Consider the following 24,648-nt stretch of genomic DNA (forward strand, 5'->3'; position numbering starts at 1 on the left):
CGTCTACTTTTGAAATAAGTTCGCACCGACAGATCCGCCAGTTGGCGCTATGCCGCTCTGGCTCTCCGGTCGGGGTCTTCGCATGCGGTTGAGAAGCGGCTCCCCCACGGCGATCCAGCCGGCCTGAACGATCCACCGGAGATCGGACGTGACGGTTCGATTGGAATAATATGCCAGGTCGATCTTCGCCTTGGCGGGAAACAGAACCTCCCGATAGAAATCCGCCACATTGCCGTCCGGCGGGAACAGCTCATTTTCATGCCGGAAGAGAACCTGGCACGGCCCGACGAGGCCTGGCCGGTGTTCCAGGATCTTTTCGAATCCGTTCCTGAAACAGTCGGCAAATACGAGGGTCTCGGGTCGCGGGCCGACGAAAGACATGTCACCCCGCAGGATGTTCCAGAGCTGCGGTAGCTCATCTAGCTTGAATGCAGCCAGCAGCCCGCCGATCGTCGTCATGCGGTTGTCGTTCACCATCGTGAGCGGACTTCCGCGATCGTCGCAATCGGCTCTGAACTTCCGGAACTTGTACATGCGGAACGGCGCCCCGTTCAGCCCGAGACGGAGTTGCGAATACAGTATCGGTCGCCCGCCTTCGATCCAGACTGCAAGCGCAATGACCAACAGGATCGGCAGCGAGACGAATATGGCCGTCCCGGCACCGAGGACATCGATGACGCGCCGCAAACGCACGGCCGGAGCTGCCGGCCCAGCGCATCCCGCATTGACCGTTTCGCTCATGCCTGTTCGACCTCCGCGGGACAGGTTGCCCGAAGTCCATCCGCGAGGCTGTCTGCCACGTGATCGACGTCGGCGGGAGTCATCGCGGGATGGAGCGGCAAGGTGAGCTCACGTCCGCAAAAATCCTCAGTGTTGGGGAGGCTGATGCCCGGATACTGGTCCTGGTAGAACGTCAACCGATGCACCGGCGGATAGTGAATGGTCGTCTGAACGCCGCGCTTGCTGAGCTGCTCGATCAGGGGCTGCCGCGCGCTTGCCGCGGGGAGAAGAACCGGCATGAGATGGTGGGCCGATACCCACGACGCGTTGAATGGCACCAGGACCGAAGGGCAACGCTCGGCGAGCCGCCGCCGATAGTGCAGCGACAGATGCCGCCTGGCGTCGTTCCAACCTGCCAATTTACGCAGCTGCACCAGGCCGACCGCGGCGCGCAACTCGTCCATGCGGTAGTTGAATCCAAGAAGCGTCACGTCGTATTCGGGGCTGCGGCTGACGAGGCGCTGGCGCGTGTTGGTGGTCATGCCATGCGACCTGGCGCGCTTGATCATGTCGTTCAAGATCCGGTGACGCGTTATGATTGCGCCGCCTTCAGCAGTCGTCATGTTCTTGTTGCCGTAGAAGGAAAATGCGGCTGCATCGCCAAACGTGCCGACCCCCTTGACGCCGGGCGCATGCGCGGCGTCCTCGATCAGGAGCAGACCCTTGCTGCGAGCGAAGGCCTGCCACTCGTCTCGATCAGCGAGGTAGCCCCCAAAATGCATGAGGATCACCGCTTTCGTCCGCGAAGTGCACTTGCGGAGCGCATCGGCCGCGGACATCAGGGGAACTGCCCCGGATTGGACATCGACGAACACGGGCCGTGCTCCGACGTAGAGCACGGCATTGGCCGTGGCAACGAACGTGAGAGATGGAACGAGGACTTCATCGCCGGGGCCGACGCCGAGCGCATGCAGGATGAGGTGAAGTGCGGCCGTGCATGATCCGACTGCAATCGAGTCTTCGGCGCCATGCATGCGTGCAAACGTCTGCTCGAACTCCCGTACGCGATCCCCCATGGTGATCCAGCCGCTGTCGATCGCGGCAACAAGAGCTTCCTTTTCGTCAATTCCCAGGGCCGGTTCTGATACCAACAGCATGTGTTCCTCTTCCCGTTCATTCCCCATGCGAAGGGTGACGCTGCGTCACGCAGCCGCAGTTGCGAATGCAGTCGATTGCTCGTCCCACGCAATGTCCTGGGCTTTCAGGAAGTCCTCGACCCGGCCAATGTCGAGCCACAGGCCAGTGTGCTTGAAGACGTTGACGCGGGCTTCTTCCTCGAGCATCTGGAACATCAGGTCGTCGAATCCGAAGGGGACGCCCGACGGAATGCGCTCGAGGACGACCGGATTCATGCAGTAGATTCCCATGCTGACGAGGTTCGTCAGCTCCGGCTTCTCGCGAAATCCGGTCACGCGTCCATCGATTTCATCAATCACACCGAAGTCCATCTTCGTGCTCCGAACGGACGTTCCGATGGTGATGTTGGCGTCGGATTTTCGGTGATTGTGGATCAGCTGGTTCAGGTTCAGGTCTGTCAGGACGTCACCGTTGAGGACCAGGAACGGCTCGTTGAGCTGTTCTCGCAGCAATGACAGCGGGCCGATCGTGCCGAGCGGCTCGAGCTCCTGCGTATACGTGATCTGCATGTTCCACTGGCTGCCGTCACCACAGACGCTGCGGATCAGATGGCCCAGATAACCGGTGGTGACGAAGACCTCTCCGATCCCGTTCCGTCTCAACCATTTGAGAACGAGTTCGAGGACGGGACGGGCGCCGATTGGCATGAGGGGTTTTGGCAAAATGGACGTATGTGGACGAAGTCGAGTTCCTCTGCCGCCGCACTGAACTACCGCTTTCATCTGAACCTCCATGTACTCAAAAAAATACGCTTAAAAAAAACGAGATATGCTTCTCAAGGAAAAAGGTAGGAGCAAACCATGCCTGCGTCTTCGTTCGTTTGCATGAGAGCGTTGGAATCGGACGGCGGAGGAATGCCGGCGGGTTGTCCACGCAGTCGTGCAGCCGAGGCGTACCTCTCCGGAAGACACGGGATTCGCCTTGACCAAGGGCCTCATGCGGAAGGGTTCGCGAAGGGCGAAAAAACGCCGCACTCGGCGGCCGGGTGAAGCCCCGGGGCGCCAAGCCGCGATCGAGTCACAGGACAGCTCGTTTCCTCCGCTTGCCGAACGCGCCGGTCGGTCAGGTATCGGCGGCCAAGTTAACCTTGCTGCCGATGTAACGTGCCATGCCCCGAATTGAATCGAGATTCTCGGGCAGGATCTCATTGTCGTCGACGGCGATGCCGAAGGTCGTCTCGATGAACCCGACCACCTCGAGCACTCCGGTCGAATCGATGATCCCCTGGTCGAGCAGGGAAGCGTCGTCGTTCAGCGCCGCGATGTCGCTGATGTAGAAATTCGATGTCAGAAAAGCGCGGATTTGCTCCTTGCAGCGGTCGGGTGCCAAGACCAGTGTCATTGCGTTGGTGCTCCATATGAAAGCGGGTGCGTCGATTGGTCGTCCACAAGCTATCCCGTGATGAGCTCTCTCTTGTTGATCTTTCCCGTATCCGTGCGCGCCAGTTCCGGCACGATAACGACGTACTTGGGGACCATGAAACTCTCGAGGCGCTTCTGACATTCTCGCTGGATCTGCTTGGCGTCAATCGGCCGCGCCTGGTCGATGACCACGAAGGCCTTGATCGCGTGGCCGAGCAGATCGTCGGGAACGCCGACAACTGCCGCTTCCCTTATGCCGGGAATGTCCAGCAAAGCGCTCTCCACCTCTTTGGGCGCGACCTTCTCGCCGCGTGATTTGATGACCTCGTCGCTCCGGCTGACGAAGTACAGATATCCGTCGGCGTCCATCTGACAGTAGTCGCCGGTGTAAAGCACGTGCTCGCCGGGAAGCGGTCCGGGCTTGAGTTTCTTCGCAGTAGCTTCGGGCTTTCGCCAATAGCCCTTCATGACGGTCGCACCGCGGATCACCAGCTGTCCGGCGATGCCGGCGCCGACCCGTTGATCACGCTCGTCGACGATCCACATTTCGGTATTCGGGATGGCAATTCCTACGCTCGACGGCTTCCGATCGAGATCCTCCGGCGGCAGGTAGGTGCAGCGTTTGCATTCGGTAAGACCATACATGGAGTAGATGCGGGCGCCGGGGAACGTGTGTCTCAGCTGCACCAGGTGCCGGACCGGCAGTGCGGCACCGGTGCTTGTCACGTAGCGAATGCTGGATAGATCGTAACTCTTCAACGACTCAAGCTGCAGCAGAGTCGAGAACATCGTCGGCACGCCGGGAAAACCCGTCACTCTCTCTTCTGCAATACGCCGGAGCGTCTCGGCGGGGAAAGCAAACGAGCGTTCGAGAACAAGGCGCGCCCCGGCGCGTACGGCCATGATCATCTGATACAGGCCGTAGTCGAAGGCGAGTGGCAGAGCGTTGAGGATCACCTCATCGTCACGGACGTCCAGATACGACGAAACCGACGTACACGCCGTCATCATGTTCCGGTGCGTCAGCATCACCCCTTTGGGCTCGCCGGTCGAGCCCGAGGTGTAGACAATGGCGGCGAGATCGATATCGATGCAGCGGCGCGCGGGTGCTGCGTCCTGCTCGGTGGCCGTTACAGTGCTCCATCGCACGGCATGCGGCAGTGCGTTCAAATCCGCGTCGTCGATTGCGCCGGACACGATCACGCGGCGCAAGGACGGGCAATGTCGTGCAGGTTCGCGGAACGTCGCATAGAGGCGCGTTTGCGTAATGAGCGCAGTCGGCTGGCAGTCGTTGAGGAGATAGCCGAGCTTGTCGGGTTTCGTGAGAGGATTGATGAGGCATACGATCGCGTTGGCCTTGAGGACGGCCCAGAAACTGACGGCTGCCTCGACGGTGTTGTCGGCAAAGATCATCACACGATCGCCGCGCTCGACGCCGGCCTCGACCAGGTGGTGCGCGACCGCATTTGACCACGCCTCGAGCTGGTCGTAGGTGACCCGATGACCGTCGCATACGAGCGCGACCTTCGCGCCGTTTTGATGGGCCGAGTTGATCAGGTAATCGTGCAGGAGCGGCACAGGATTATTGATCATGCGTAAACTCCCGGTACGTCCTGGTGGTCGACGTCCACGCTGAGCTCGAGGCGATGCGGTGCTTCCGGCCGGTCCGCGACGAATTGCTGGAACAGGAGCTGAGTGGACAAGACGCCGACGAGCGCCATGTTGTCGAAGTTGGACAGGTCGCCATTGCCGGCGAGTGCATGGGCTTGGCACTTGGTGCGCAGCCGTTCGACCGCCACCGGGTCGAAGATGTTGGCGGCGCGGACGCTTGCGCCTGAGAGCGCTTCGTCGACATAAGGGGGGGCATTGTCGACGAAGCAGAGCGCATTGGGGGTCCGGTAGGGCTGCTTCTTGCGTGTGACGATCTCTGGTGGAACCTGCGACTGTGTTACACGCTTAAGGACGTGCTTCTCGTCGAGGATACGAAGTTTGCAGGCGTCGGGAAGGGAGTTCGCGAGCTCGACGACGTCGTCGTCAAGGAATGGAAAGCGTCCCTCGACCGAGTGCGCCATCAGCATCCGGTCTCCCTGGGAGGAGAGCAGGTACCCGGCCAGGAGCGTCTTGGTCTCGAGGTACTGATCTTGTGCGAGCGGCGTCCAGCGGGAAAAATCCGGTGGCAGACGATCGAGCAGTTCGGTCACCGGGTCGGCTCGCGAAGTCGCCGCGCGCATGTCTGCGGAGAACAGGCGCTTGATCGCGCTGGTGCTGCGCCAACGCGGAGAGTGAGCGAAGCCGGGCGTATCCGGGGCAGAAATGCCGTGTCCGAAGAACTTTAGCGCGATGGCCTGCATGTGGACCGGCGATCGCGAGATGTAGGGATAGAGCCGGCTCAGGAGGGCGGCGCGCCGCGTTGAGGCCGGCTGGCGACCCCAAAAGCGGCGGATCTTGCCTTCGCGAAACACATCGTAGCCGGCGAACATCTCATCTGCGCCTTCGCCGGTCAGCACGACCTTGATGCCGCGCTCGCGCACGAGCTTTGAGAGCAGGAACAGCGGTGCAGGGGCGGTCCGCAGAATTGGCCGCTCAGTGTGATAGATGACCTTGGGAAATACCTCGGCGATATCCTGCCGCGAGACCATGAGCTCGTGGTGCTCGCTCGCAATCGTGCGTGCCATTAGGCGTTGATAGGAGGTCTCGTCATACTCAGCGTCGGAAAAGCGCACGGAAAACGTCTGGAAGCGCCTGCCCGCAAACCGGCTCCCCAATGCCGCAACAAGCGAACTGTCGAGGCCACCGGAGAGATAGCTTCCCACGGGGACGTCGGACCGCACCATTCGGAGCGCCGTAGCCGCCTCCAATGCGCCACGCACGGCATCGATCACATCATCGTTGCAGCCGGCGGACGAAACGCGATGCTCGTCGGACCGGGTCGCATAGCGCGGAGTCCAGAATGCGCGGTCCCGGACCGCGCCGCGCACGTAACTGCGGACGTGTCCCGGTTCAATTTCCGTGATCCCCTGAAACACGCTTTGCGGCGGCACGGTGCTCCAGAAGGTAAAGGTCTGGTCGATGCCTGCTGGATCGAATGCCCGAGGGATTGCCGGATCTGCCGCGAAGATGGCCTTGATCTCACTGGCGAAGTAGAGTTGGCCTTGATGGTTGCAGATATAGAGCGGACAGATTCCGGTCCGGTCACGGGACAAGACGAGGCGGCCGGCGGAGGCGTCCCAGATGGCAAGGGCCCATTGGCCGTTCATCCGTTCGAATGCTGCCTCGCCCCAGGCGCGATAGGCCTGAATCACGACCTCCGTGTCGCTGCGGGTGCGGAAGCGATGGCCGAGCGAGATCAGCTGCTCGCGCAGCTCGACATAGTTGAAGATCTCGCCGTTGAACACGATCCAGGCGGGCCCGCCGGGATCGGAGAGAGGCTGTTGTCCGCCCGCTATGTCGATGATCGAGAGCCGGGCGTGCGCCAGGCCCGCGCGTTGGTCCCGGTAGAGGCCTCGCTCGTCTGGCCCGCGATGTGCAAGCGCCCCGGTCATCCGCAACAGCGCTCTCCGCGAAGGACTCGGAGCGTTCGCACTCAGCGCCACGATGCCGGCGATGCCGCACATGCCGTCTAGTCCTCGATTACCGCATCAACGAGTAGAGGCGGGCTGTGAAGATAGCGCGTCGCCCGACGCTTGGAAGTGATGTCCTTGAAGACCTTCTGCACCTGCGCTGTCGCCAGACCTACGGCCTCGGCCACGTTGTCGGCGGAAATGCCGTGGTTGACCGCGTACATGCAAACATCAGTCAATCGATAGGGGGCAGCGAAATAGAACTCCTCCTGGCTCTGCGGCAGCGAGAACGTGTCAGACGTCGGCGGCCGTCGCCTGATCTCGTCGTCGATGCCAAGGTATTCGGCCAGTTGGTAGACCTGGCTCTTGTAGAGATGCGCAATCGGCATGACGTCCGCGTCCCCGTCACCCTGCTTCACGAAGAAGCCCTGATCGTGCTCGAGCCGGTTTGGCGTACCTATCACGGCATATTTCAGACGGTCCGCGTGATAGTACTCGGTCATCTTGCGGACCCGTTGCTTGTAGTTGGTTGCAGCAACGATCTGCAGGTAGACCTCGGGCGGAAGACGCACGGTGGAGGTTTCGCCGTCCGGGTCTTGTACGGTCAGACGGGTGATGTTGATGCCGGCGCTCTCCGAGCCCGAGCTGAGTACCAGCTTGCATTTCCAGTCGGCTCCGTATTCGGGTACGACGGCTTGGATCGCCTCTCGCTGCCGGCGGTATGCGCCCAATGCTTCGAGCGCCGGTGCGATGTCTTCGACAACCGTCGTGAGGCGCAGTTGCGTGGCAACGGCCCGGCCGAGCCTCAGCGAATCGGACGACGAGTCGCGCTCGGGCATCAGCAGACCGAGGACCTTCGTATTTCCAAATGCGCGCGCACAGAGCGCTGCGACCACCGAGCTGTCGATGCCGCCGGAAAGTCCGACGATGGCTCCGCGTCGGCCAAGCACGCCAAGGACACGGTCGCGCAAGAACGCGACGATGCGCGCGACCTCCAATGGCGCATCCAGGACCAGGGCGTCTTTACTGAACGCGGGTTCGGTTTGGCTGTGGGCTGCTTGCAAGGTCACTTGAACAATCCGCCTCTATCTGGGGAAACTCGGCCGGTGAGTAGGTTTGCGACAGCGCCTTCTGGACGAGGTGCAAGTTCATCGCGAGGTAAGGCGGCATGACCAGATCGGTGTGAGTGCCTGCGCTTGGGACGACATCGATCTGGGCAAACGCACGATCCCATCCCAGAGTTTGCGGCATCTTCTTTCGCTGGCATCGGAACAGAACGGCGGAGAACGGCAGCATCGATTTCGGCTCCGCCAACCAGCGGAAGTAGGCCTTCGCGCGCAAGACTTCCTGCAATTCCTGCTTGAGCCTGAAAGACGTGAGATCGAACTGCCCCTTCGCGCGGCGATCGAGCATCCGGGCCAGGTTAGCTTCATGGCCGATCGCGACGGTTGCCTTGGCGAGGGCCCGGCAGACCATCCGGGGCGCGGTGACCCGGTTGTTGCGGATTCGACGGATCGTGCGGGTCAACGTCTCCCATGCAGAACTGCGCTCGCCCATGAGGCTGGTGTCGAGAATTCCGAAGAACTTCACCGAGCGGCCGGCGGCAAACATTCGCGTCGCGACCTCGAAGGCGACCGCCCCACCGAGGGAATGACCGAGAAGTCTGATGTGGCCGCGCGGCTGGATGCGATTGATCTGCTCCACGGCAGCAGCAGCCATATCGCAAACGCTGTCCTGACCCTGCAATATCTTGCCGAGATCCGGGTAGCGGATCGGAACGACATGTGCAATTTCGCGGATTGAGGCTGTCAGGGCGGCGAGGCTGGCTCCATAACCAAGTGAGCCGGGCAGTAGGAAAAGCACGGGCGGCGCCGCCGCCACATTGCACGAGGGCGGAGAAGCCAAATCCTCGCCTGTATCAATCAATGGCCGTAGCTTCATTGGCATGCAACCGACTGACCGAGCTCCAAAATTGGAGTATGAAGACGTTGAAAATCCTCTCATCATTCATTTGCATGAAGCACATGGTCGCGCCCAGGAAATTGGTTATTTTCGCTCCAGCGCGTCTGTTGTCCATGTGCCGCCTCCTCGAGCGGACGCGAAGTTCGGGGCGTGCTCTTTCGACCCTCTGGGTCACACAGGCCCATTGATCGGTGCGCCCGACGTCCGCGCGCCGCCAGGCCCATTCAAGAGAAACAGCGCCACGATAATTCCCAGGGCGTAGCCGGTAGCTCCTCCGGCGGCCATCATGTAGATCACCTGCAACGGGTCGAGGCCGAGGTGAGCACCGATGAGAAGTGGGCCAAATACAAACACGGCCCGCACCAGATCAACCAGCAGACGCAGTTCCTGACGGCGAAAAAGAGTCGGAACTTCCTGAATGGGCGTCGACAAGGCTTGTGCGGCGCACATCAGCGCCAAGGCGCCCATGATCTGCCCCGTAGGTATCCAGGATTCTCCGAGCAGCGGAACGACGACGTAGGGGGAGATAAATCCAAGGCCGAGCACCGGCAGAACGATCAGGCCGGCCGCAACGACCAACAGGCCGCATGCGGTGCCGAGCAGATGATGACGGTCGAAGTCTTTGCTGGCCTCGGCGACGAAGACATTGCTGAGCGGCAAGGCGATCAGGGTGACCGGACCGGTCACGAGACGGGCGGCGACGCCAAAATGCCCGGCGAATGCGGTACCGAATAGCGAGCCTATGAAAATTGCGGGGAGATTGATGATCGCGAATCCCGCAAGGGCCGAGGGCAGCTCGAACAGGGGAAATTTGTACTCTCGCCGCGCCGTCGCCGCGACCGAACCCCACGGGGCTTGCGCGATGCGGCGGATGTCCTCCCATTTCAGGAGCCGGACGCAGAGAAATGCGATCAACACAGCCTGGCTCAGGATGTGGGCTTGGATCATTGCGCCGTCCCCGAGGTGCGCGAGGCCGAAGCTCACCTGGAGCACTGCCATCGACGCCGGCAGGATCAGGCGGCCCATGCCGAAGTCACGCATATGATTGAAGCGCAAGCACCAACAGTTCATTGCGTCGGCAACGCCGACCGCAGCCATCCCGATGGGTACGAGGTAGGTAAGATGTTGCAGTCGTGCTGGCACCACGTCCGACAGCAGGTATCCCGCGGTAAGCACAACAGAGGTCGTAAAGCAGACCGCCACGAGCGTGAGCTTGAGCGCGACCAGCGCGTGAGCTCTGTCCTCAACCACATACAGAGACGTGCTGAAGCGAAGTCCGGCTATCGCGCCGACGATGTTTACGATTGAGAGATAGATCGTGAATATTCCAAAATCCTCCGGCGAATAGAGCCGGGTAAGGATGGGAATGGCCGCTACGAGCATGAGCTGGCCGGTGAGTGCGAGGGCGGAGACGCCCGCCGCTGCACGAACAAGAGCCCTTGTCCGCGTCGGACCGGTCGCCGGTTTCGCGGCCATGAAGAACTTCCTCGGTCCAGAATTCATTTTAAAAACGGCAAGATCGTCGCGACGACGGTGCGATCTATTTCGATTCGATCGTAGGATGGAGAGGGGTGCGCGCCATCATTCGTTCGCATGACGCTGACTGAAGTGTCGCGGAATCGAAGGAGAGTTTGCATGAACAGCTCGTGCTTGCGGAATAGACGACGTATGGAGCCCGATCGTGGGCCCGGGACCCGGCCGTGATGCGCGTGGCTTGTGGGCGGGTGATGGATGCTCACGCAAGCCGCGCCGACGGGAGACGCCGATCTACAGGCGATGGGGACGTGAGCTGTGCAAGCCGAAGGCCGGTCCGCGCGAGCAGGTCCGACAAGGCGGATGGTCTGACGGCGATCAGGTTATCGTCGTCCGGTCCGGGTACGTCAGGAGACGCCGGCTCCAGTCGTCCCGCCCTGAGATGGAAGAGCTCAAACCCGTGATCGGTCAGTCGGTCATACAGCTCCGCACGCGAGGTGCCGGCCCGCCGAAGGTTGAGCTCAGAATCCTCTATGTACAGACATCGGCAATTGGAAATGGTCTGGGCGGCGCCCTTGAGAAGATCGACTTCGAACCCTTCGACATCGACCTTCAGGAGATCGATCGCCCGATTTCCGACGATCGAATCGAGCGTTCGTACTGGAACTCGGAGCGCCGCGATGCCGGCCGGGGGCGTAGCGCATGCGAAGTTCATGTCGTCACTCCGAAAGTCCGTGAAGACGAGCTCGCCTTCGGTGCTGCCGATCGCCGTGTTGTGGACCTCGACGGTCAATCCGTTCAGGCGAATGTTGCCCAGCAGGTATTTGCAGATGCGCGGATGTGCTTCGATAGCGATGACTCGTCCGGATCGGGCAACGCGCATAGCGGCCGCGAGGCTCAGCTGTCCTACATTCGCGCCGACATCGACGAAGGTTTCTCCGGGCTGCAGGTAAGATCCGACGAAGTCGGCGTCTTCGGCGCGAAGGTTCCGGTTGCGCCAGAGTCCTGCGGACATGGAGCTGGGATAGAAACGCATTCTGTATCCGGCAGGAAAGCCGAAGGTGATAAAGCGGCACAGTCCGCTCACCCACAGTCCGCGCGATAGCAGGAATCGAGCCTTGTCGGGCTCCTCTTGAATTCGAGCGAGCAGTTGATGCAATTTGTGCAAGGGGCCACCCATCTCTAGCGGTTAGCTGCTCGGCAGAGCCTAGGCTGACCGGAGCGCCCGGCCATCCTTCATTTGCATGATGGTATCGATCGTTCGATTCTGGATCTCCCGGTCCCGCCGTGATCTTGCCGACCTAGCTGACCGCTTCGAGACCTCGCGTCTGGGGATGATCATCGTCATGCGAATGAAGGATGACCAGTCCCATGCCGCTACCTAGCGTTCGTCGTGTGTAATTCGGTCGGTCTTGACGTTCACTGCTTGTCAAGAAGGACACGGTGCAACGCGATGAGGTCGGTTTTCTGCGGAGCGGATCGCGGGTTCGTCAGGGTCGACTGCTTGAATGACATGAACTGAGCTTGAGGGAAAAGCGATGAACCTGTTGCAGCACGACGGGTCGGAGGGCATTCGAGATCCGGACGCCCGCCCCATGATTTCGGTGGCCATACCAACCTTCCGTCGACCGGATATGATACGCCGTACGATTGAAAGCGTGCTGCAGCAGAACTACGCCGACTGGGAAATGGTGATCAGCGACGACGAAGGTCCCAAAGGCGTCAGTTGGAGCATTCTGTCTGAATACGCTCGGAGCGATTCCCGTATTCGAATTGTCCAGAACCACCGAGGACGGGGCCAGGTTGAGAATACGAACAGCGCAATGCTCGCATGCCGCGGTCATTGGATCAAAGTGTTGCATGACGACGACTGGCTGGTGCCGGGATCGCTCGAGACTTTTGCGGAATTGGCGAGGACGTACCCCACCGCTGCGTTCATGACCTCCACATCTCATCTCGTTCAGGATGAAGGCATAAAATACCGCCGGGGCGGGCAGGTCACGCTGTATTCGAGCCAGCAGTGCCTGACGGATCTCTATTTGGTCGGCAAGACCCGGGTGCTGGGAATTGTTCCGTCGACCCTGCTGATCAACAGCGAGGTCATCCAGGCGGGTTGTCTGATGCGAAACTACAAGTCGATCCGGTGGGGAGTGGACCAGCTGTTCTTCGTCGACCTCGCCTGTCATGGCGACATGGTGGCGATCGACGACGGCCTGATCTTCTACGATATGACGGACCACGCGAACATTACCGCTTCCAAATCGTTCTCTCAGATCGATGAGGAGACCCTTGATCTCAAGAATCTGACCTGGAGCCTGGTCGAGGACAAGCAAGGGCTTCCGGATCCCGAAACGGTCGTGCGTGCATTGCGGGTTGCAAGATTGCGCGGAAGATTTCGCCACCAGTCCTGGGGGGCGACGATCCGGGACGCGCTCCAGATCCTGCGTCCCTCGGTTATCAAGGCAGCCAACAAGGCGATCCGGGCGCGAGCGCGTACATCGGCAGCGGGCTCATTAGCTCGTGTGGGTCACGCCTGACGGAGCCGCCGCCGATCATTATCGGGACAAGGCGCTGGTCCGATCGGGGGCATCGAGACGTGTTACGAAGTCGAACACGGGGCCGCCCGCTACCCCCCAATTGCTCGACCAGATCACCTGGGAACCGTCAGGCGACGGCGAGCCGTGAGTCTCGCTCCAGTAGTCGTGCGGGACGTTGCGTGTGTACGCAATGCGTCGGAATTCGCCACTGCCGTCAATTCGCAGAGCAATGACTTCCCGAGCGAAGGGCGCAAACTTTGGTAGCTGGGCGATCTCGGCTGGATCGCCGCCATAGCTTAGAATCACCCAGCCGGGCCAGTGGATCGCGCGCGTGGACGCATGCGAGGCCTCTCCACGCGGAGCAAGGGCGGTAACCACGCCGTCATCCAGCCGGCGCTTGATCACCTGGTATATGTCGGGATCAGATTTGCTGATTCCGACGTATATCTCGCGTCCGTCTGTGTCCACGGCCATGTCGCCATGACTCGGACGATGATGTTCGGTCCAGCTCTGCACCAGATCGCCTGCGACGGTATAGATGAATGCCTCATCCTTTCCGTCGACCCAGCGGCTGCATCTGATGTAGCTGCCCAGGGCAGATATCTCGCAAACGCCGTCTCGCCCGGGCAGCTTCCCCACTTCGATATCCGGAAACTTCTGTCGGCTCACGAGGTCAAACGCGAATGCGACGACGACGCCGTCGGCGCGCGTGCCCCGCACGGCGATGCGCCGGCCATCCTGAGAGGGATTGCCCTTGCCCGGTCCGAACTGAAGGCCGCGATAGCCCTCGGCCATCAGCATGATCTCTTCGGCATTGGTTCGCGGCGTCCAGAGCGAGATCTTGCGCCCGATCACGCATATCATGCGCTCGGGATCGCGCGGGTGCCATTCGCACTCGTCTTCACGCTGCCGGCGGAACAGCGGAACGTATGTCCGTCCGTCCAGAAAGCAGAGCCCGTTACAACCGTTGGCGATCAGAAGCAGAGTCTGGTCGGCGTTCCAGGCCTGCGCGCTCGAATATCGGTGGGTGCAATAGGCTCGTTGGCAGGCCAAGCCAGCGCCCAAGGGCCCCGGGGTTGTTATCCGGACGATCGTGGCGCCGGTGTCGGGATCGGTGACCGGAACGAGATAGTCGGGCAAGTTCATGCTGCTGGCAGTAGTCAGCTTGGTCTTTGCAAGCGTCTGTGCGGCGGCGATGCCCGCCAATGCAAGCACGACGGCCACGGCGCCGGCCAGGCCAATTCGCGTGTAGAGGGACGGAGACATCCGTATCTTGCTCCATGGCAAGCAGGGGGCTCGGATCATCCGGGTGGGCAAGCGATCGATACAAGGTTCGATGCTTGCCGGTCACCAGGCTCCTGCGGGGACCAGGACTATTGGTCGACGATGCGTTCTAGCCGCTCGGTCCCAGCGCGCATCATTTGAATGCAGGAGACGCCCCACGAAATGTTGCCGCTCCACGGGCAGGTTCTGATCCTCTCGATCGATAGATCAGTCCGGCGCGGTTAGCTGGGCGGCGCGTATAGGCGCCGCCCGGCATTTGTTGAGGGCTTGATGGGCGTCAGGCCGATCCGCCAGGCTAGTCCGGCTCTGCGGCGCCGATTTCGTGCCGTCCGCGGTCGCTTGACACGAGGCTGAGCGTAGGTTCCCGATCGATTGACAACGGCAGCGCGTGACCATTCGAGACCCGCACCAGTGATCCGTTGTTCATTCCCCAAATTGCGGCCTGCGTCCTGTTCTGGACCCGTATCTTGCGCAGGATCGCCTTGACGTGAACCTTCACGGTCGCCTCGGCAATATCGATCTTTCGCGCAATGCACTTGTTGGAATTGCCCTCGATCAGATAGGAGAGAATCGCCCGCTCTCGCGGTGACAGATGAGGTGCTATCCGTTCTTCGGCCGCAACGAGGAGATTTGATCGCTCTTCGATCGCTGGCTGAAGCTGAGGCTCGCGATCGAAACCGCTATCGAGCACGAATGACAGGAAAGCCGGTGGAAACACCGTCTCGCCCATCGTCACGAGTTCGATGGACTTGATGAAAGCGTCGCATGAATTGACGTCGACGAAGTAGCCGCTGGCGCCGGCCTTGTAGGCCGCGATCAACTCATCCGGCCGGTAGTGGTCCGAAACGATCGCGACGCGCGCGTCCGGATAGTGCTCTCTTACAAATCCGATGTGCTTCATGGCTGCATCGAATTCGCCGGTGCTGTGGATAATCACAAACAGGAGCTGCTGATGTGCCTGGAGTGTGCTTGTAAGTTCATCGGTGCTCGAGGCCGACACCGCAATTTGAAAATCTGCCGCATGCAGTATTTGAGAAATTCCCTCTCGCAGCAAAATGTTTCGTCCGATCAAAACAACTTTGCAGGATTGCCGCCTCCTCATCTTACCCTCCGCAACCAACGCAATGACACAACTTGAATGAAAAACACGCAGGAAAAGGAAAAAAGCGTCTCATCGCCCGCTTTTTCTGATTTGCAGAAGCCGGGCGCCGTTTAGTTAATAATTGCTGAAGGTTAGATTCGATCTTTCGATTTTGCCTATATACCTTTGGTTATAGGCCGATGGGTCCCCAAGCTGTTGGTGAACGGCCGTCAGAGATTGACTTGGGGGCGAAAGAGAATACTGATTCAACCTTTGAATGTTCGCCGTGAGCGGGTGAATCCGTTCGCGAAAGCCTTGCTCCATCGCGATGCTTTCGAGCTTGCCAGGTGGCAAATGGATAGACCGCTCGCCAGCGGTTGTGTGTGCCGTGACCACCGGGTTCATACGGCCCTTTGATCCGGCGAACTTGTTGTATATTGCGATCACAGACTCGTGCGGTTATTTGCCTCATAGGTCCGCTACGCCAAATGATACTTTAGGGAATTGCTCGAAGTTTATTTGTTGGTGATCAATTGATGTTGGAGCGGCAAGGGCGGGGGCCTGTAGCTTCAATCGCGGGAATTTTGGGGGCGGCAGGTTAGGGAGCGCCCGATGCGTCGTGCGACTGTAGTGATTGCAGACCGACACCCAATGGTTTTGCAGGGTCTCGCAAGTGTTCTCGGTTCAGAATCCGATTTTGAGGTCGTTGCATCCTGCGGCGATGCTGCGAGTTGCATCCAGGCAATTTTGACGCTTGCGCCCGACATAGCGATCATGGATGCGGCAATGCCGGAGCTGACCGCGCTGATGAACAATTCGCTCAGCCATTCGGACAGCCGACCAACGCGGTTTGTGTTCTTCGCGCCCAGCGAGGACTATGATCTTGTGTTGGCGGGCGCCCCCGCCGGGTACAGTGTCCTTCTCAAGGAGATGACAGGCCAAGCCGTGGTGCAAGGCTTGCGAGACATTGCCAACGGCCAGACCGTTGTTCCGTTATCACCCACCGATCAGGCCGCGCCTCGCGAGCAGAGTCCGAATCCGGAAAGTGCGCTCGCGGTGCTCACCGAGCGCGAGCGGCAGATCATGCGCCTGGTCTCTCGTGGTCTGTCCAACAAGGAAATTGGCCGCCGGCTCAACATTGCAGACGGCACCATCAAGGTTCACCTCCACAACATTTTCCAGAAGCTTGAAATCGGCAATCGCACTGCGCTTGCGGCCCTCGCCATCTCGCAGGATGACCGCGCCAATTCGGCGCAGGACAAACCGGCGCATGCTGGATCGGATCCGGTGCCCGGGGAACGCTAAGACATCATCTCGCACTGTTTGCAGTGCGATATGCGGGCATTTCGCCGAAGCCGAGCCGAGCGACTATTGCACCTTCAGATTGCGCAAGCGCCGGCAAAGCTGCGTTTTCGGTCTCTTATCCCTCGATGGAGAACTGAAGAACGAACAGCGACCGGCCGCCAAGCTCGGGGCTGTCGCTGACTTCCACCTGCCAGGAAATGTAATGCAGGAGTGGGTCCATCACGTCGTGCTTGAGGATCTCGCCGCTCAGTTCGATCGCAGTGGTCCGCGCCGCGGAAATGTCGGGCAGATCAAGTCCGACATCGTCGAGCACTGAATGACCGTCGTGGATATGAAAGAAATACCGCGGCATGGATGTCTCCGGACAACGCGAACATTCCGATGACTGCAGCGAGCCCCCCGCATCACGGTCAAGATTTCGCATCGCAGGGGCGCGCATAGCAAGCGGCTATTCTAGGAGGGCTCAATCATCATTGATGGGTACCCCGACGTTGATCTCTATGATCACGAATTCAGAATGAACAATTGCTTCTCGAGGACTACGATGATGTTGCGTCGACGGAGCCCACTTCGGCGCAGCGTTGCGGCCCCGGCCCTGCGAATCCCCAATGCCCCCGCCGGGGCCGCGCTCTTTTCTTCGCAAGTCCCGCTTGGTCGTCCATCACCGCCGCGCAGAAGTTGCAGCCGATACTCCGATCGATCGGGAGCGGACGGTCTGACCCTTGGGGAGATGATCTCGAAAAATCATATCCGGTAGTAGTCGCGATACCAGCGGACGAAATTGGATATGCCGGTTTCGATAGGGGTGGAGGGCGAAAACCCGGTATCGCGCATGAGATCGCCAACGTCGGCAAACGTTTCCGGAACATCCCCAGGCTGCATTGGCAGCATTTCCTTCGCCGTGGTTCGTCCGAGCTCTTTCTCGATCAATTCGAGGACGTGCATCAGCGCTTCCGGGCGGTTATTGCCTACATTGTAGAGCTTGGCCGGTGCGCCCGCCGCATCGGCGTTGTCCTCCGGAGCGCGCTCGATCAGCCGCGAGATGACGCGCGTGACGTCGTCGACATAGGTGAAGTCGCGCCGCATCCTGCCATGGTTGAAGAGCTTGATCGGCCTGCCTTTGACGATCGCGTCGGCGAACAGGAATATCGCCATGTCGGGCCGGCCCCACGGGCCGTAGATCGTAAAGAACCGTAAGCCGGTGACCGGGAGCCGGTACAGGTGGCTGTAAGAGTGGGCCATCAGCTCGTTGGCTTTCTTCGTCGCGGCATAGAAGCTGACGGGGTGGTCGGCTTTATGCCGGGTCGAAAATGGCAACTCGGCATTGGCGCCGTACACGGACGATGATGATGCGTAGATCAAATGACCACAGGCGTTATGCCTGCAGCCTTCGAGGACGTTGAGGAATCCCTCAAGATTCGCGTCGACATAGGCGTGCGGCTGATCGATCGAATGCCGGACGCCGGCCTGAGCGGCCAAATGGACCACTCTCGCAAAACGATGTTTTGCGAACAACTCGGCCATCGTCGACCGATGTCCAAGATCGATCTGCACGAAGGAAAAACGCGGATCGCGGCGCAGAATGTCGAGACGCGCGCGCTTCAAGGCGGGATCGTAGTAGCTGTTGATGTTGTCCAATCCGACGACCCGGCGTCCCTCGTCGAGCAGCCGACGGGCGACATGAAAACCGATGAAGCCAGCAGCTCCGGTCACCAGAACGTCGTCGGCAACTTGTTCTGAGCGAGATGACATTCGCTGTCCAAGTTAGATGGAGTTTCGAACGGCGAAGAAGGCGCCATCGATCGCAGAAAGTTAACTCTCAATCGCGCCGCATCTCGATTGCGCAAATGAGCACACCTGACGATGGCGGCGGAGCCGAGCTGCCAGCAGCCGCTCGAACGGACTACTCCGTGCATCCCCGCCACTGTCTCAAATTCCAGGGGCGTAGCGTATGTAATGTCCGAGCGAACCCCGTCATCATCCATTTGCATGAAGATGAAGCCAGGCAAACCTGCAGAGATGTTTCAGCGGCGGGCTTGCCCGACGTGGCCGTCGGCTTGGAGTACGCGCTGTCGAACGATCGACGTCGGTGACTTGAGCGCAAACGGCGTGGTCAGGGGTGCTTGCGATGAAGATGGTCCGTGTTGATGCTCTCGGCGCGAATGTATCGAGCATCGGTTTCGGCTGCGCGTCGCTCGGGGGGCGCGTTGGGGCTCGCAGGGGGATCGAGGGGCTCGAGCGCGCATACGACGCCGGAATAACCTGGTACGACGTGGCGCCTTCGTATGGCGATGGGATGGCCGAGTCTATTTTGGGCCAGTTCGTATCCAGCAAGCGCGGCAGCGTCCATATCTGCACAAAGGTCGGGATGCGCCCGCGTGATACCTCCGCCGTTAAGCGGATCCTGAAGCCGATCGCGCGCGCCGCTCTTGCGGTGTTTCCCGGGATCCAACCGCGCCTCTCCGCAATGAAGTCGAAGCCCTTCAAAGTGCCACTATCGGCCGAGCTGATCAGGACGAGCATCGAGGACAGCTTGAGGCGACTTCGCACGGATTATGTAGATGTGCTTGCTCTCCACCGTCCCACCCGCGAAGAGGTCGTTCGCGAAGACATCATTCGAGCGGTCGAGCGCATCGTTCAGGACGGGAAAGCCCGCGCAATTTCGATTGCGGGCAATAACGAGGGCGGAATTGACGACCTCCATGAATCGCTACCATACCGGCTGATACAGATCGCGAATAATCCGCTCGAGCCGAATCTTCAGAGATCGACGGAGATTGCGCGGCGCAGGACATTTGTCACGTATGGATCATTCTCGAGCGTCGATCCGCTTGTCGCAAGGCTTGGATCGGAGAAAGAAATACTGAACGGCCTTTACGAGATGGGATACCGGGGCGACCTCACCGAGATCGCCGCTGCCTTCGTCGTGGATTATGCGCTGGCAACGAACTCGGCAGGAGTCTCACTGTTTTCGATGTTTCGGAAAGAACATCTCGCGTTCAATCTGCGCCGGTCAGCGCAAATCCCGGCGCTTCATCAGCTCAATCGCATCGTCGCCGAGCTCGCGAACGGGCCGCGGCAAACCGAACGATTGGTCATGCGTGCGTCGGTGTAGCGATCAAGTGCGGAGCTTATGGGCATGAGGTCTACTCCGTCATCATCATACAATCGGCGGCTGCGCGTGCTAGAATTCGCGTCCACGATACTAGTCGCCAATGTTGTCGACGATATTCGACAGGCGCGCGGGCGGCCGGGAGGCGGCTAGCTTGAGCGTCTCGCCGAAGCATGCGCAGCAGGGCAGGCCAAAGGTGAGGGGGCCACGCCGATGCCGTCGCGTTAGGAGATTGCCCGCAATCGTGGTTGCGCTTGGTGGGCCCGTTGGTAGTTGCTCGGAGAGAGGCCATGTGCGGAATTGTTGGTGTCGTCGGGCGGGGCCCAGCCTCTGCTCTTCTTTTGGATGCGCTGAAGCGGCTTGAATATCGCGGATATGACTCGGCCGGTATTGCTACTCTCGAGGACGGTTCGCTGACGCGACGTCGTGCGGTCGGAAAGCTCGTGAACCTCAAGAGTCGGCTCGACTCGGAGCCGCTTGCCGGGCGGATCGGAATTGGTCACACCCGCTGGGCAACGCACGGCCGTCCCGATGAGACGAATGCGCATCCTCACATGGTTGATGGTGTGGCGATCGTGCACAATGGGATCATCGAGAACCATCGAGAGTTGCGCAATGATCTCAAAGCGGCCGGTGCACATTTTGCAACCGAAACCGACTCCGAAGTGGTCGCGCATCTCGTTAGCCGCGAGCGGAAGAACGGATACGAGCCGGTCGCAGCGGTGCGTAAGGTGCTCCCGCGCTTGAGCGGAACGTTCGCGCTCGCCTTCCTGTTCGAGGGGCACGACAATCTCCTGATCGGTGCCCGAAAGGGCTCGCCGCTTGCTGTCGGCTACGGTTGCGGCGAAATGTTCCTGGGTTCGGATGCGATGGCGCTCGCGCCTCTGACGGACATTGTCGCCTACCTCGAGGACGGCGATCTCGCCGTCGTGACCCGAGAGCAGATCGAGTTTATCGACGTGAACGGCGCGCGCCTGCGCCGTACGTCGGCCAAAATCGCTGGTGCCGCCGTGATTGTTCACAAGGGCGAGCACCGCCACTTCATGGCGAAGGAGATTCACGAACAGCCGAAGGTGGTTGGGCAGACGCTTGCGCAATATATCGCACCCGACGGGACGATTAGGTTGCCGGCAGGCGTGGATGCGGCCCTCAGGACAGTCGATCGCGTGTCGATTGTAGCTTGCGGGACCTCCTTCTACGCCGGTCTGATTGCGAAGTACTGGTTCGAGCGCTACGCCAAGCTCCCGGTTGAAATCGATATTGCATCTGAGTTCCGCTATCGCGACGTCCCGTTCGGCGCGGGCAATCTCGCGATTTTCGTGTCTCAGTCCGGCGAAACGGCCGATACGCTCGCCTCGTTGGAGTTCGCCAAGACCCACGGCCAGCGTGTTCTCTCTGTCGTCAACGTGCAAACCTCGACGATGGCTCGTTCGAGCCACATCGTAATGCCCACATTGGCCGGTCCGGAAATAGGGGTCGCATCGACAAAGGCGTTCACCTGTCAGCTGGCAATCTTGCTCTGCATTGCAATCGGTGCCGGTCGCAGTCGCGGTGTGCTCTCGGCCGAAGACGAGCGCTCACTCGTCCGGGCCCTTGCCGAGATTCCAGACTATATGGCCCGCGCGCTCGAACTGGAGCCGAAAGTCCATGAGCTCGCGCGTGAGATCGCCAGGGCCAGAGACGCTCTGTTCATAGGCCGGGGCACCAATTATCCGCTGGCATTGGAGGGAGCCCTCAAGCTCAAGGAGGTCACTTACATTCACGCAGAGGGCTATGCGGCCGGTGAGCTCAAACATGGACCGATCGCGCTGATCGACAAGGGCCTGCCGGTCATCGTCATTGCGCCGTACGACGCTACGTTCGAAAAGACCATGTCGAACATGCAGGAGGTGATCGCCCGTGGGGGCCGTATTATCCTCTTGACCGACGAGAGAGGTGCTTCGCTCGCCGCGTCCAGTGGTTGCTCGGTCCTGGCGTTGCCGGATATGCCCCCGATCGTGGCGCCGCTCGCTCTCGCGGTGCCGCTACAGCTCCTTGCCTATCACAGTGCGGCGATTATGGGGACCGACGTGGACCAGCCGCGAAATCTCGCGAAGTCCGTGACCGTCGAATAGTCGGTCCGGTCGCGCGACTTCCGCTTCAGAAAGAGGTGTTGCCGAAAGCAGGATGCTGGTCTGACAGACCGGGACGCTCCGAAATGGGTGCCTCCTTCGACCAATCCGCGTTCTCGGCGGCTCGGGGTAAAATCTGGTGGCCTTCGGGCCAGGTTAAGCACCGACGTCCGCAGGGCAGGCGGCCCCGCTATATTGTAACCGCGTTGGCGGGGCCGCTGCTGCCAAGAAACGAGCTAGGTCCTGTGCGGCTGCTTCCATCCGGCGAAGCGAGTGGGTCGTCCCGGGGGCAATGCGGCGCGGGACTCGAGATACGCAACTCCTCAGAACCAGCCGCCTTGCGCGCGCTCCGCAGCCGGATCTTCGCAGACTCTTCGGCATCAGGCCGCAAGGGCAGCCCGATCAGGGAGTAGTCCTTTCGGGTTATTGGAAGACCGTTCCGCTTCGAGATAGCTTCAGACAAGCCCGTCCGGTCGACGAGCTCGTTTGGCATCCTACGTGCGCTTCGCGAGGGATCATGTCGGTTTTGACGGGAACAGCCGGCGCGGACATTCGACGTGGTGATATGATTAAGGTGATCAAAGGGAGGCTGTTCCCGGCGCTCCTTTACGAGCAATATGAGGGCGGCGCCGCCGAAGATATTCCCGAGGGCGCCCGTGCCTATTGCCTCAAAGATAAAGTCTGGCGAACGATGCCTCCGGGCTTCCGCCCCTCCTAGAGCTCATTGGCGAAGCAGCATCGCACATGGCCGAGCCAGGCTCGGCCAAGTCGTGAGCGGGCGGGCGCCGCAACCTCCGCGGTAGGTCTGAACCGCGGCGGAGCGCCGTGTGTGCAGACTAGCTGCAGCTCAGCGGCAACGGCTGGTCGGGGTGCAACTCGTACCAATCGTAGCAATCTGGATAGGCGCCGTAGAATCCGTATCCGGGTCGATAGCGACCAAAGCGGTGGAACGCATGCTGGCGCAGGCCGATGCCGCCGTTGCCGGCATGACCGCCGAATCCGAGATGTTCGCCGCCAAAGCCTCCATCACGCGCCATGCCACCGAAATGCGCGCCGCCGCCGCCGAAGCCCATACGTCCGCCGCCAAAGCCACCACCGCCAAAACTGGCGTGGCCGCCGCCGCCAAAGCCACCACCGTGGCCACCGCCACCGCCACCGCCGTGCGCCTCGGCCGCGCCGATGGCCAGGGTCGAGGCCAGCGCCGCCGTTGCCAAAATCATGATTGCTCGTTTCATGGGACACTCCTTTCGTGTCGATCTGCCTGGTCATCCATGCAGTCCGCTCCCGCGTCGTGCCGTCGCCCCTGATGACAAGGCTCGTGATGAAAGGAGAGGTAGGAGCGATGCGCGGCAATCCCACTAAATTCGACTTCAGGAACGAGGCGCACCGGTAGGGAAGGTGATCCTGCCGCGGGGGCCGCGGCTCACAGAAGGGGCGGGCCGAATGTTCCAGCCCGCCCCCGTCGTTCGATGAGGAGCGGCCGACCGAGGCGCCCGGCCGGCCAAGGAAATGCCGTGATCAGAAGCTGCCCGTGCCGGGCTCGCAAGGCACGTTGTTGCCGGTCCACGGCGCCGTCGCGAAAGCGCCGACGCGCGGCGCGGGAACGCAGGCGCGGCCTCCCTGCTGATAGAAGGGCGCATCCGGTGCGGCCGTATCGGTTGTCATCGCCGGCTGTCGCATGACGGAATGGTGCTCGCGCGCCATGACGGGTCCGCCGAGCACGGCGGCTGCAATCAATCCCGTCGACAAGAGTTTGAGAGTGGTCATTTCGGCTTCTCCTTTGATGACATCAGGCCGACCAAGCGGCTCACCATCAACGTATGGACGGCCGGGCGTCGTCCAAATGCACGAATTGCTCACCTGATTTCAACGGCCTGTGACCCGGCGCGGCGCGGCAAGCACGATCGTGCGAATGCGCAACATCCGTTGCCTTGAGAGTAACGGGGAGCGCATCGCAGGCATATGTTCATGAAAGCGCAGTTCAGAATGGAGGCGGAAGATGATCACGACGACAGCGAGACGTATGGCCATCGCGCTGGCCCTGTTGGCGACGGGCTCGGCGCGCTTCCTGAATCGCTATTTAGTGGTGCCCCATGCTCCGCAGGACTATCTCGTCAGACAACGAGTGGCCTATGGCAGGCTGGCGCGGCGCCGCGCGTTCAGAGCGGGCGGGCATTGAACATGACGCTCCGGACCGCCGAGCCCGTGCTCCTCCGCCGCAGGCCGAAACGCCTCGCAGAACGTGGGAGCAGGATCATGACGCGGATTCTTCTGATCGAAGATGATGCCGAAACCGCCGAGGTGATCGTCGCCGAACTCGCCGATCGCGGTTTCGAGGTCCAATGGGCCCCTGACGGCGTCGACGGTCTCGATCGGGCGCGCGCGGCGTGTCCGGATGCCATGATCGTCGATCGCATGCTGCCCGGAATGGACGGGCTGACCGTCATCGAGGCCCTGCGCAAGGATCGGGTCGGGACGCCGGTGCTGGTTCTGAGTGCGCTCGGCGCCGTGGACGATCGGGTGCGCGGATTGCGTATGGGGGGAGACGACTATCTCACCAAGCCGTTCGCGATCATCGAGCTCGTCGCACGCATAGAGGCGTTGTTGCGCCGTCCGATGGACAGCCGTGAGACCACGTTGCATGTCGGGCCGCTGGAACTCGACCTGATCGAGCGGACCGCGCGACGGGACGAGCGCGAGATCGACCTGTTGCCGCGTGAGTTCCGCCTGCTCGAATACATGATGCGCCGGAGCGATCAGTTGCTCACGCGCGCGATGCTGCTCGAAGAGGTCTGGAACTACAAGTTCGTTCCGGCAACGACGAATCTGATCGACGTGCATATGGGCCGGCTGCGCCACAAGGTCGATGGTCCCGGCGATACGCAGCTCATCCACAATGTTCGCGGCTCCGGCTTCATTCTGCGTTCGCGCGCATAGAGGCGTGA

Annotated in this window: 24 protein-coding genes; 7 read left to right on the plus strand and 17 right to left on the minus strand. The window is 60.8% G+C overall.

Annotated elements, in window-relative coordinates; translation table 11 throughout:
* Positions 1-3: 3 nt before the first annotated feature.
* The 11 genes from ABIB99_RS21845 to ABIB99_RS21895 form a co-directional block, all read right to left on the minus strand.
* Positions 4-741, minus strand: a complete 738-nt coding sequence (locus ABIB99_RS21845) for a sugar transferase (protein WP_063984322.1) — start codon at positions 739-741, stop codon at positions 4-6.
* Complete coding sequence (locus tag ABIB99_RS21850) at positions 738-1,904, minus strand: DegT/DnrJ/EryC1/StrS family aminotransferase (RefSeq protein ID WP_354130107.1); 1,167 nt, start codon at positions 1,902-1,904, stop codon at positions 738-740. Before ABIB99_RS21850 ends, ABIB99_RS21845 begins: the two co-directional genes overlap by 4 nt.
* 18 nt (positions 1,905-1,922) lie before the next feature.
* Entirely contained in the window at positions 1,923-2,639 is a 717-nt protein-coding gene (locus tag ABIB99_RS21855; RefSeq protein WP_063986521.1) for a nucleotidyltransferase family protein, read from the minus strand.
* A 340-nt stretch (positions 2,640-2,979) separates the two neighbouring features.
* Positions 2,980-3,258, minus strand: coding sequence for an acyl carrier protein (locus ABIB99_RS21860; RefSeq protein ID WP_354177524.1), 279 nt, complete (start codon positions 3,256-3,258; stop codon positions 2,980-2,982).
* A 50-nt stretch (positions 3,259-3,308) separates the two neighbouring features.
* Positions 3,309-4,871 carry a class I adenylate-forming enzyme family protein gene (locus ABIB99_RS21865; RefSeq protein WP_354177525.1) on the minus strand — a complete coding sequence of 521 codons (1,563 nt, stop codon included), beginning with the start codon at positions 4,869-4,871 and terminating at the stop codon, positions 3,309-3,311.
* A complete protein-coding gene (asnB, locus tag ABIB99_RS21870; protein WP_354177526.1) occupies positions 4,868-6,892 on the minus strand; it encodes an asparagine synthase (glutamine-hydrolyzing) in 2,025 nt (674 codons plus the stop codon). The genes ABIB99_RS21865 and asnB overlap by 4 nt, the downstream gene beginning before the upstream one ends.
* Before the next feature lie 5 nt (positions 6,893-6,897).
* On the minus strand, positions 6,898-7,908 hold the full coding sequence (gene nadE / locus ABIB99_RS21875; RefSeq protein WP_354177527.1) for an NAD(+) synthase: 1,011 nt from the start codon (positions 7,906-7,908) through the stop codon (positions 6,898-6,900).
* Complete coding sequence (locus ABIB99_RS21880) at positions 7,862-8,764, minus strand: thioesterase domain-containing protein (protein WP_354177528.1); 903 nt, start codon at positions 8,762-8,764, stop codon at positions 7,862-7,864. Before ABIB99_RS21880 ends, nadE begins: the two co-directional genes overlap by 47 nt.
* Positions 8,757-8,915, minus strand: a complete 159-nt coding sequence (locus tag ABIB99_RS21885; protein ID WP_354177529.1) for a hypothetical protein — start codon at positions 8,913-8,915, stop codon at positions 8,757-8,759. The genes ABIB99_RS21880 and ABIB99_RS21885 overlap by 8 nt, the downstream gene beginning before the upstream one ends.
* Positions 8,916-8,971: 56 nt before the next feature.
* Complete coding sequence (locus tag ABIB99_RS21890) at positions 8,972-10,276, minus strand: lipopolysaccharide biosynthesis protein (RefSeq protein WP_063986520.1); 1,305 nt, start codon at positions 10,274-10,276, stop codon at positions 8,972-8,974.
* Between the two features lie 259 nt (positions 10,277-10,535).
* Positions 10,536-11,441 (minus strand): FkbM family methyltransferase, encoded by a 906-nt coding sequence (locus tag ABIB99_RS21895; protein ID WP_231144508.1) that lies wholly within the window; start codon positions 11,439-11,441, stop codon positions 10,536-10,538.
* A gap of 370 nt (positions 11,442-11,811) precedes the next feature.
* On the opposite strand from ABIB99_RS21895, the gene ABIB99_RS21900 reads away from it, so the two are divergent.
* Positions 11,812-12,810 carry a glycosyltransferase family 2 protein gene (locus ABIB99_RS21900; RefSeq protein WP_063984317.1) on the plus strand — a complete coding sequence of 333 codons (999 nt, stop codon included), beginning with the start codon at positions 11,812-11,814 and terminating at the stop codon, positions 12,808-12,810.
* An 18-nt stretch (positions 12,811-12,828) separates the two neighbouring features.
* Here the strand turns inward: ABIB99_RS21900 and ABIB99_RS21905 are convergent, their stop codons facing one another.
* Together ABIB99_RS21905 and ABIB99_RS21910 are read right to left on the minus strand one after the other, a co-directional pair.
* The gene (locus ABIB99_RS21905) at positions 12,829-14,076 is read right to left on the minus strand and encodes a hypothetical protein (protein ID WP_354177530.1); all 1,248 of its coding nucleotides are present in this window, start codon (positions 14,074-14,076) and stop codon (positions 12,829-12,831) included.
* Positions 14,077-14,389: 313 nt separating this feature from the next.
* Entirely contained in the window at positions 14,390-15,196 is an 807-nt protein-coding gene (locus ABIB99_RS21910) for a LuxR C-terminal-related transcriptional regulator (RefSeq protein ID WP_354177531.1), read from the minus strand.
* A gap of 591 nt (positions 15,197-15,787) precedes the next feature.
* On the opposite strand from ABIB99_RS21910, the gene ABIB99_RS21915 reads away from it, so the two are divergent.
* Entirely contained in the window at positions 15,788-16,480 is a 693-nt protein-coding gene (locus ABIB99_RS21915; protein ID WP_075019340.1) for a LuxR C-terminal-related transcriptional regulator, read from the plus strand.
* A gap of 115 nt (positions 16,481-16,595) precedes the next feature.
* On the opposite strand, the gene ABIB99_RS21920 is transcribed toward ABIB99_RS21915, so the two are convergent.
* Both ABIB99_RS21920 and ABIB99_RS21925 read right to left on the minus strand, forming a co-directional pair.
* Positions 16,596-16,832: a DUF6894 family protein gene (locus tag ABIB99_RS21920; protein WP_028147263.1), complete on the minus strand. Its 237-nt coding sequence runs from the start codon at positions 16,830-16,832 to the stop codon at positions 16,596-16,598.
* A 392-nt stretch (positions 16,833-17,224) separates the two neighbouring features.
* Positions 17,225-18,232 carry an NAD-dependent epimerase gene (locus ABIB99_RS21925; RefSeq protein WP_354177532.1) on the minus strand — a complete coding sequence of 336 codons (1,008 nt, stop codon included), beginning with the start codon at positions 18,230-18,232 and terminating at the stop codon, positions 17,225-17,227.
* Positions 18,233-18,608: 376 nt separating this feature from the next.
* Between ABIB99_RS21925 and ABIB99_RS21930 the strand changes: the two genes are divergently transcribed.
* The 3 genes from ABIB99_RS21930 to ABIB99_RS21940 all read left to right on the plus strand — a co-directional run bounded on the left by ABIB99_RS21930 (position 18,609) and on the right by ABIB99_RS21940 (position 22,421).
* Positions 18,609-19,595, plus strand: coding sequence for an aldo/keto reductase (locus ABIB99_RS21930; RefSeq protein WP_354177533.1), 987 nt, complete (start codon positions 18,609-18,611; stop codon positions 19,593-19,595).
* Between the two features lie 287 nt (positions 19,596-19,882).
* On the plus strand, positions 19,883-21,706 hold the full coding sequence (glmS, locus tag ABIB99_RS21935) for a glutamine--fructose-6-phosphate transaminase (isomerizing) (protein ID WP_354177534.1): 1,824 nt from the start codon (positions 19,883-19,885) through the stop codon (positions 21,704-21,706).
* A gap of 514 nt (positions 21,707-22,220) precedes the next feature.
* Complete coding sequence (locus ABIB99_RS21940) at positions 22,221-22,421, plus strand: hypothetical protein (protein ID WP_014496380.1); 201 nt, start codon at positions 22,221-22,223, stop codon at positions 22,419-22,421.
* Positions 22,422-22,539: 118 nt separating this feature from the next.
* Here ABIB99_RS21940 and ABIB99_RS21945 read toward each other — a convergent pair whose 3' ends face one another.
* Together ABIB99_RS21945 and ABIB99_RS21950 are read right to left on the minus strand one after the other, a co-directional pair.
* Positions 22,540-22,938, minus strand: a complete 399-nt coding sequence (locus ABIB99_RS21945; protein ID WP_354177535.1) for a hypothetical protein — start codon at positions 22,936-22,938, stop codon at positions 22,540-22,542.
* Positions 22,939-23,221: 283 nt separating this feature from the next.
* Positions 23,222-23,470, minus strand: coding sequence for a hypothetical protein (locus tag ABIB99_RS21950; RefSeq protein WP_063984310.1), 249 nt, complete (start codon positions 23,468-23,470; stop codon positions 23,222-23,224).
* Positions 23,471-23,702: 232 nt separating this feature from the next.
* Here ABIB99_RS21950 and ABIB99_RS21955 point away from each other — a divergent pair, with 232 nt between their 5' ends.
* Together ABIB99_RS21955 and ABIB99_RS21960 are read left to right on the plus strand one after the other, a co-directional pair.
* Positions 23,703-23,882, plus strand: a complete 180-nt coding sequence (locus ABIB99_RS21955) for a hypothetical protein (RefSeq protein ID WP_166097357.1) — start codon at positions 23,703-23,705, stop codon at positions 23,880-23,882.
* A gap of 77 nt (positions 23,883-23,959) precedes the next feature.
* Complete coding sequence (locus tag ABIB99_RS21960) at positions 23,960-24,640, plus strand: response regulator transcription factor (protein WP_014496376.1); 681 nt, start codon at positions 23,960-23,962, stop codon at positions 24,638-24,640.
* Positions 24,641-24,648: the final 8 nt, after the last annotated feature.

Source organism: Bradyrhizobium sp. LA6.1 (assembly GCF_040547805.1).
Classification (GTDB): domain Bacteria; phylum Pseudomonadota; class Alphaproteobacteria; order Rhizobiales; family Xanthobacteraceae; genus Bradyrhizobium; species Bradyrhizobium barranii.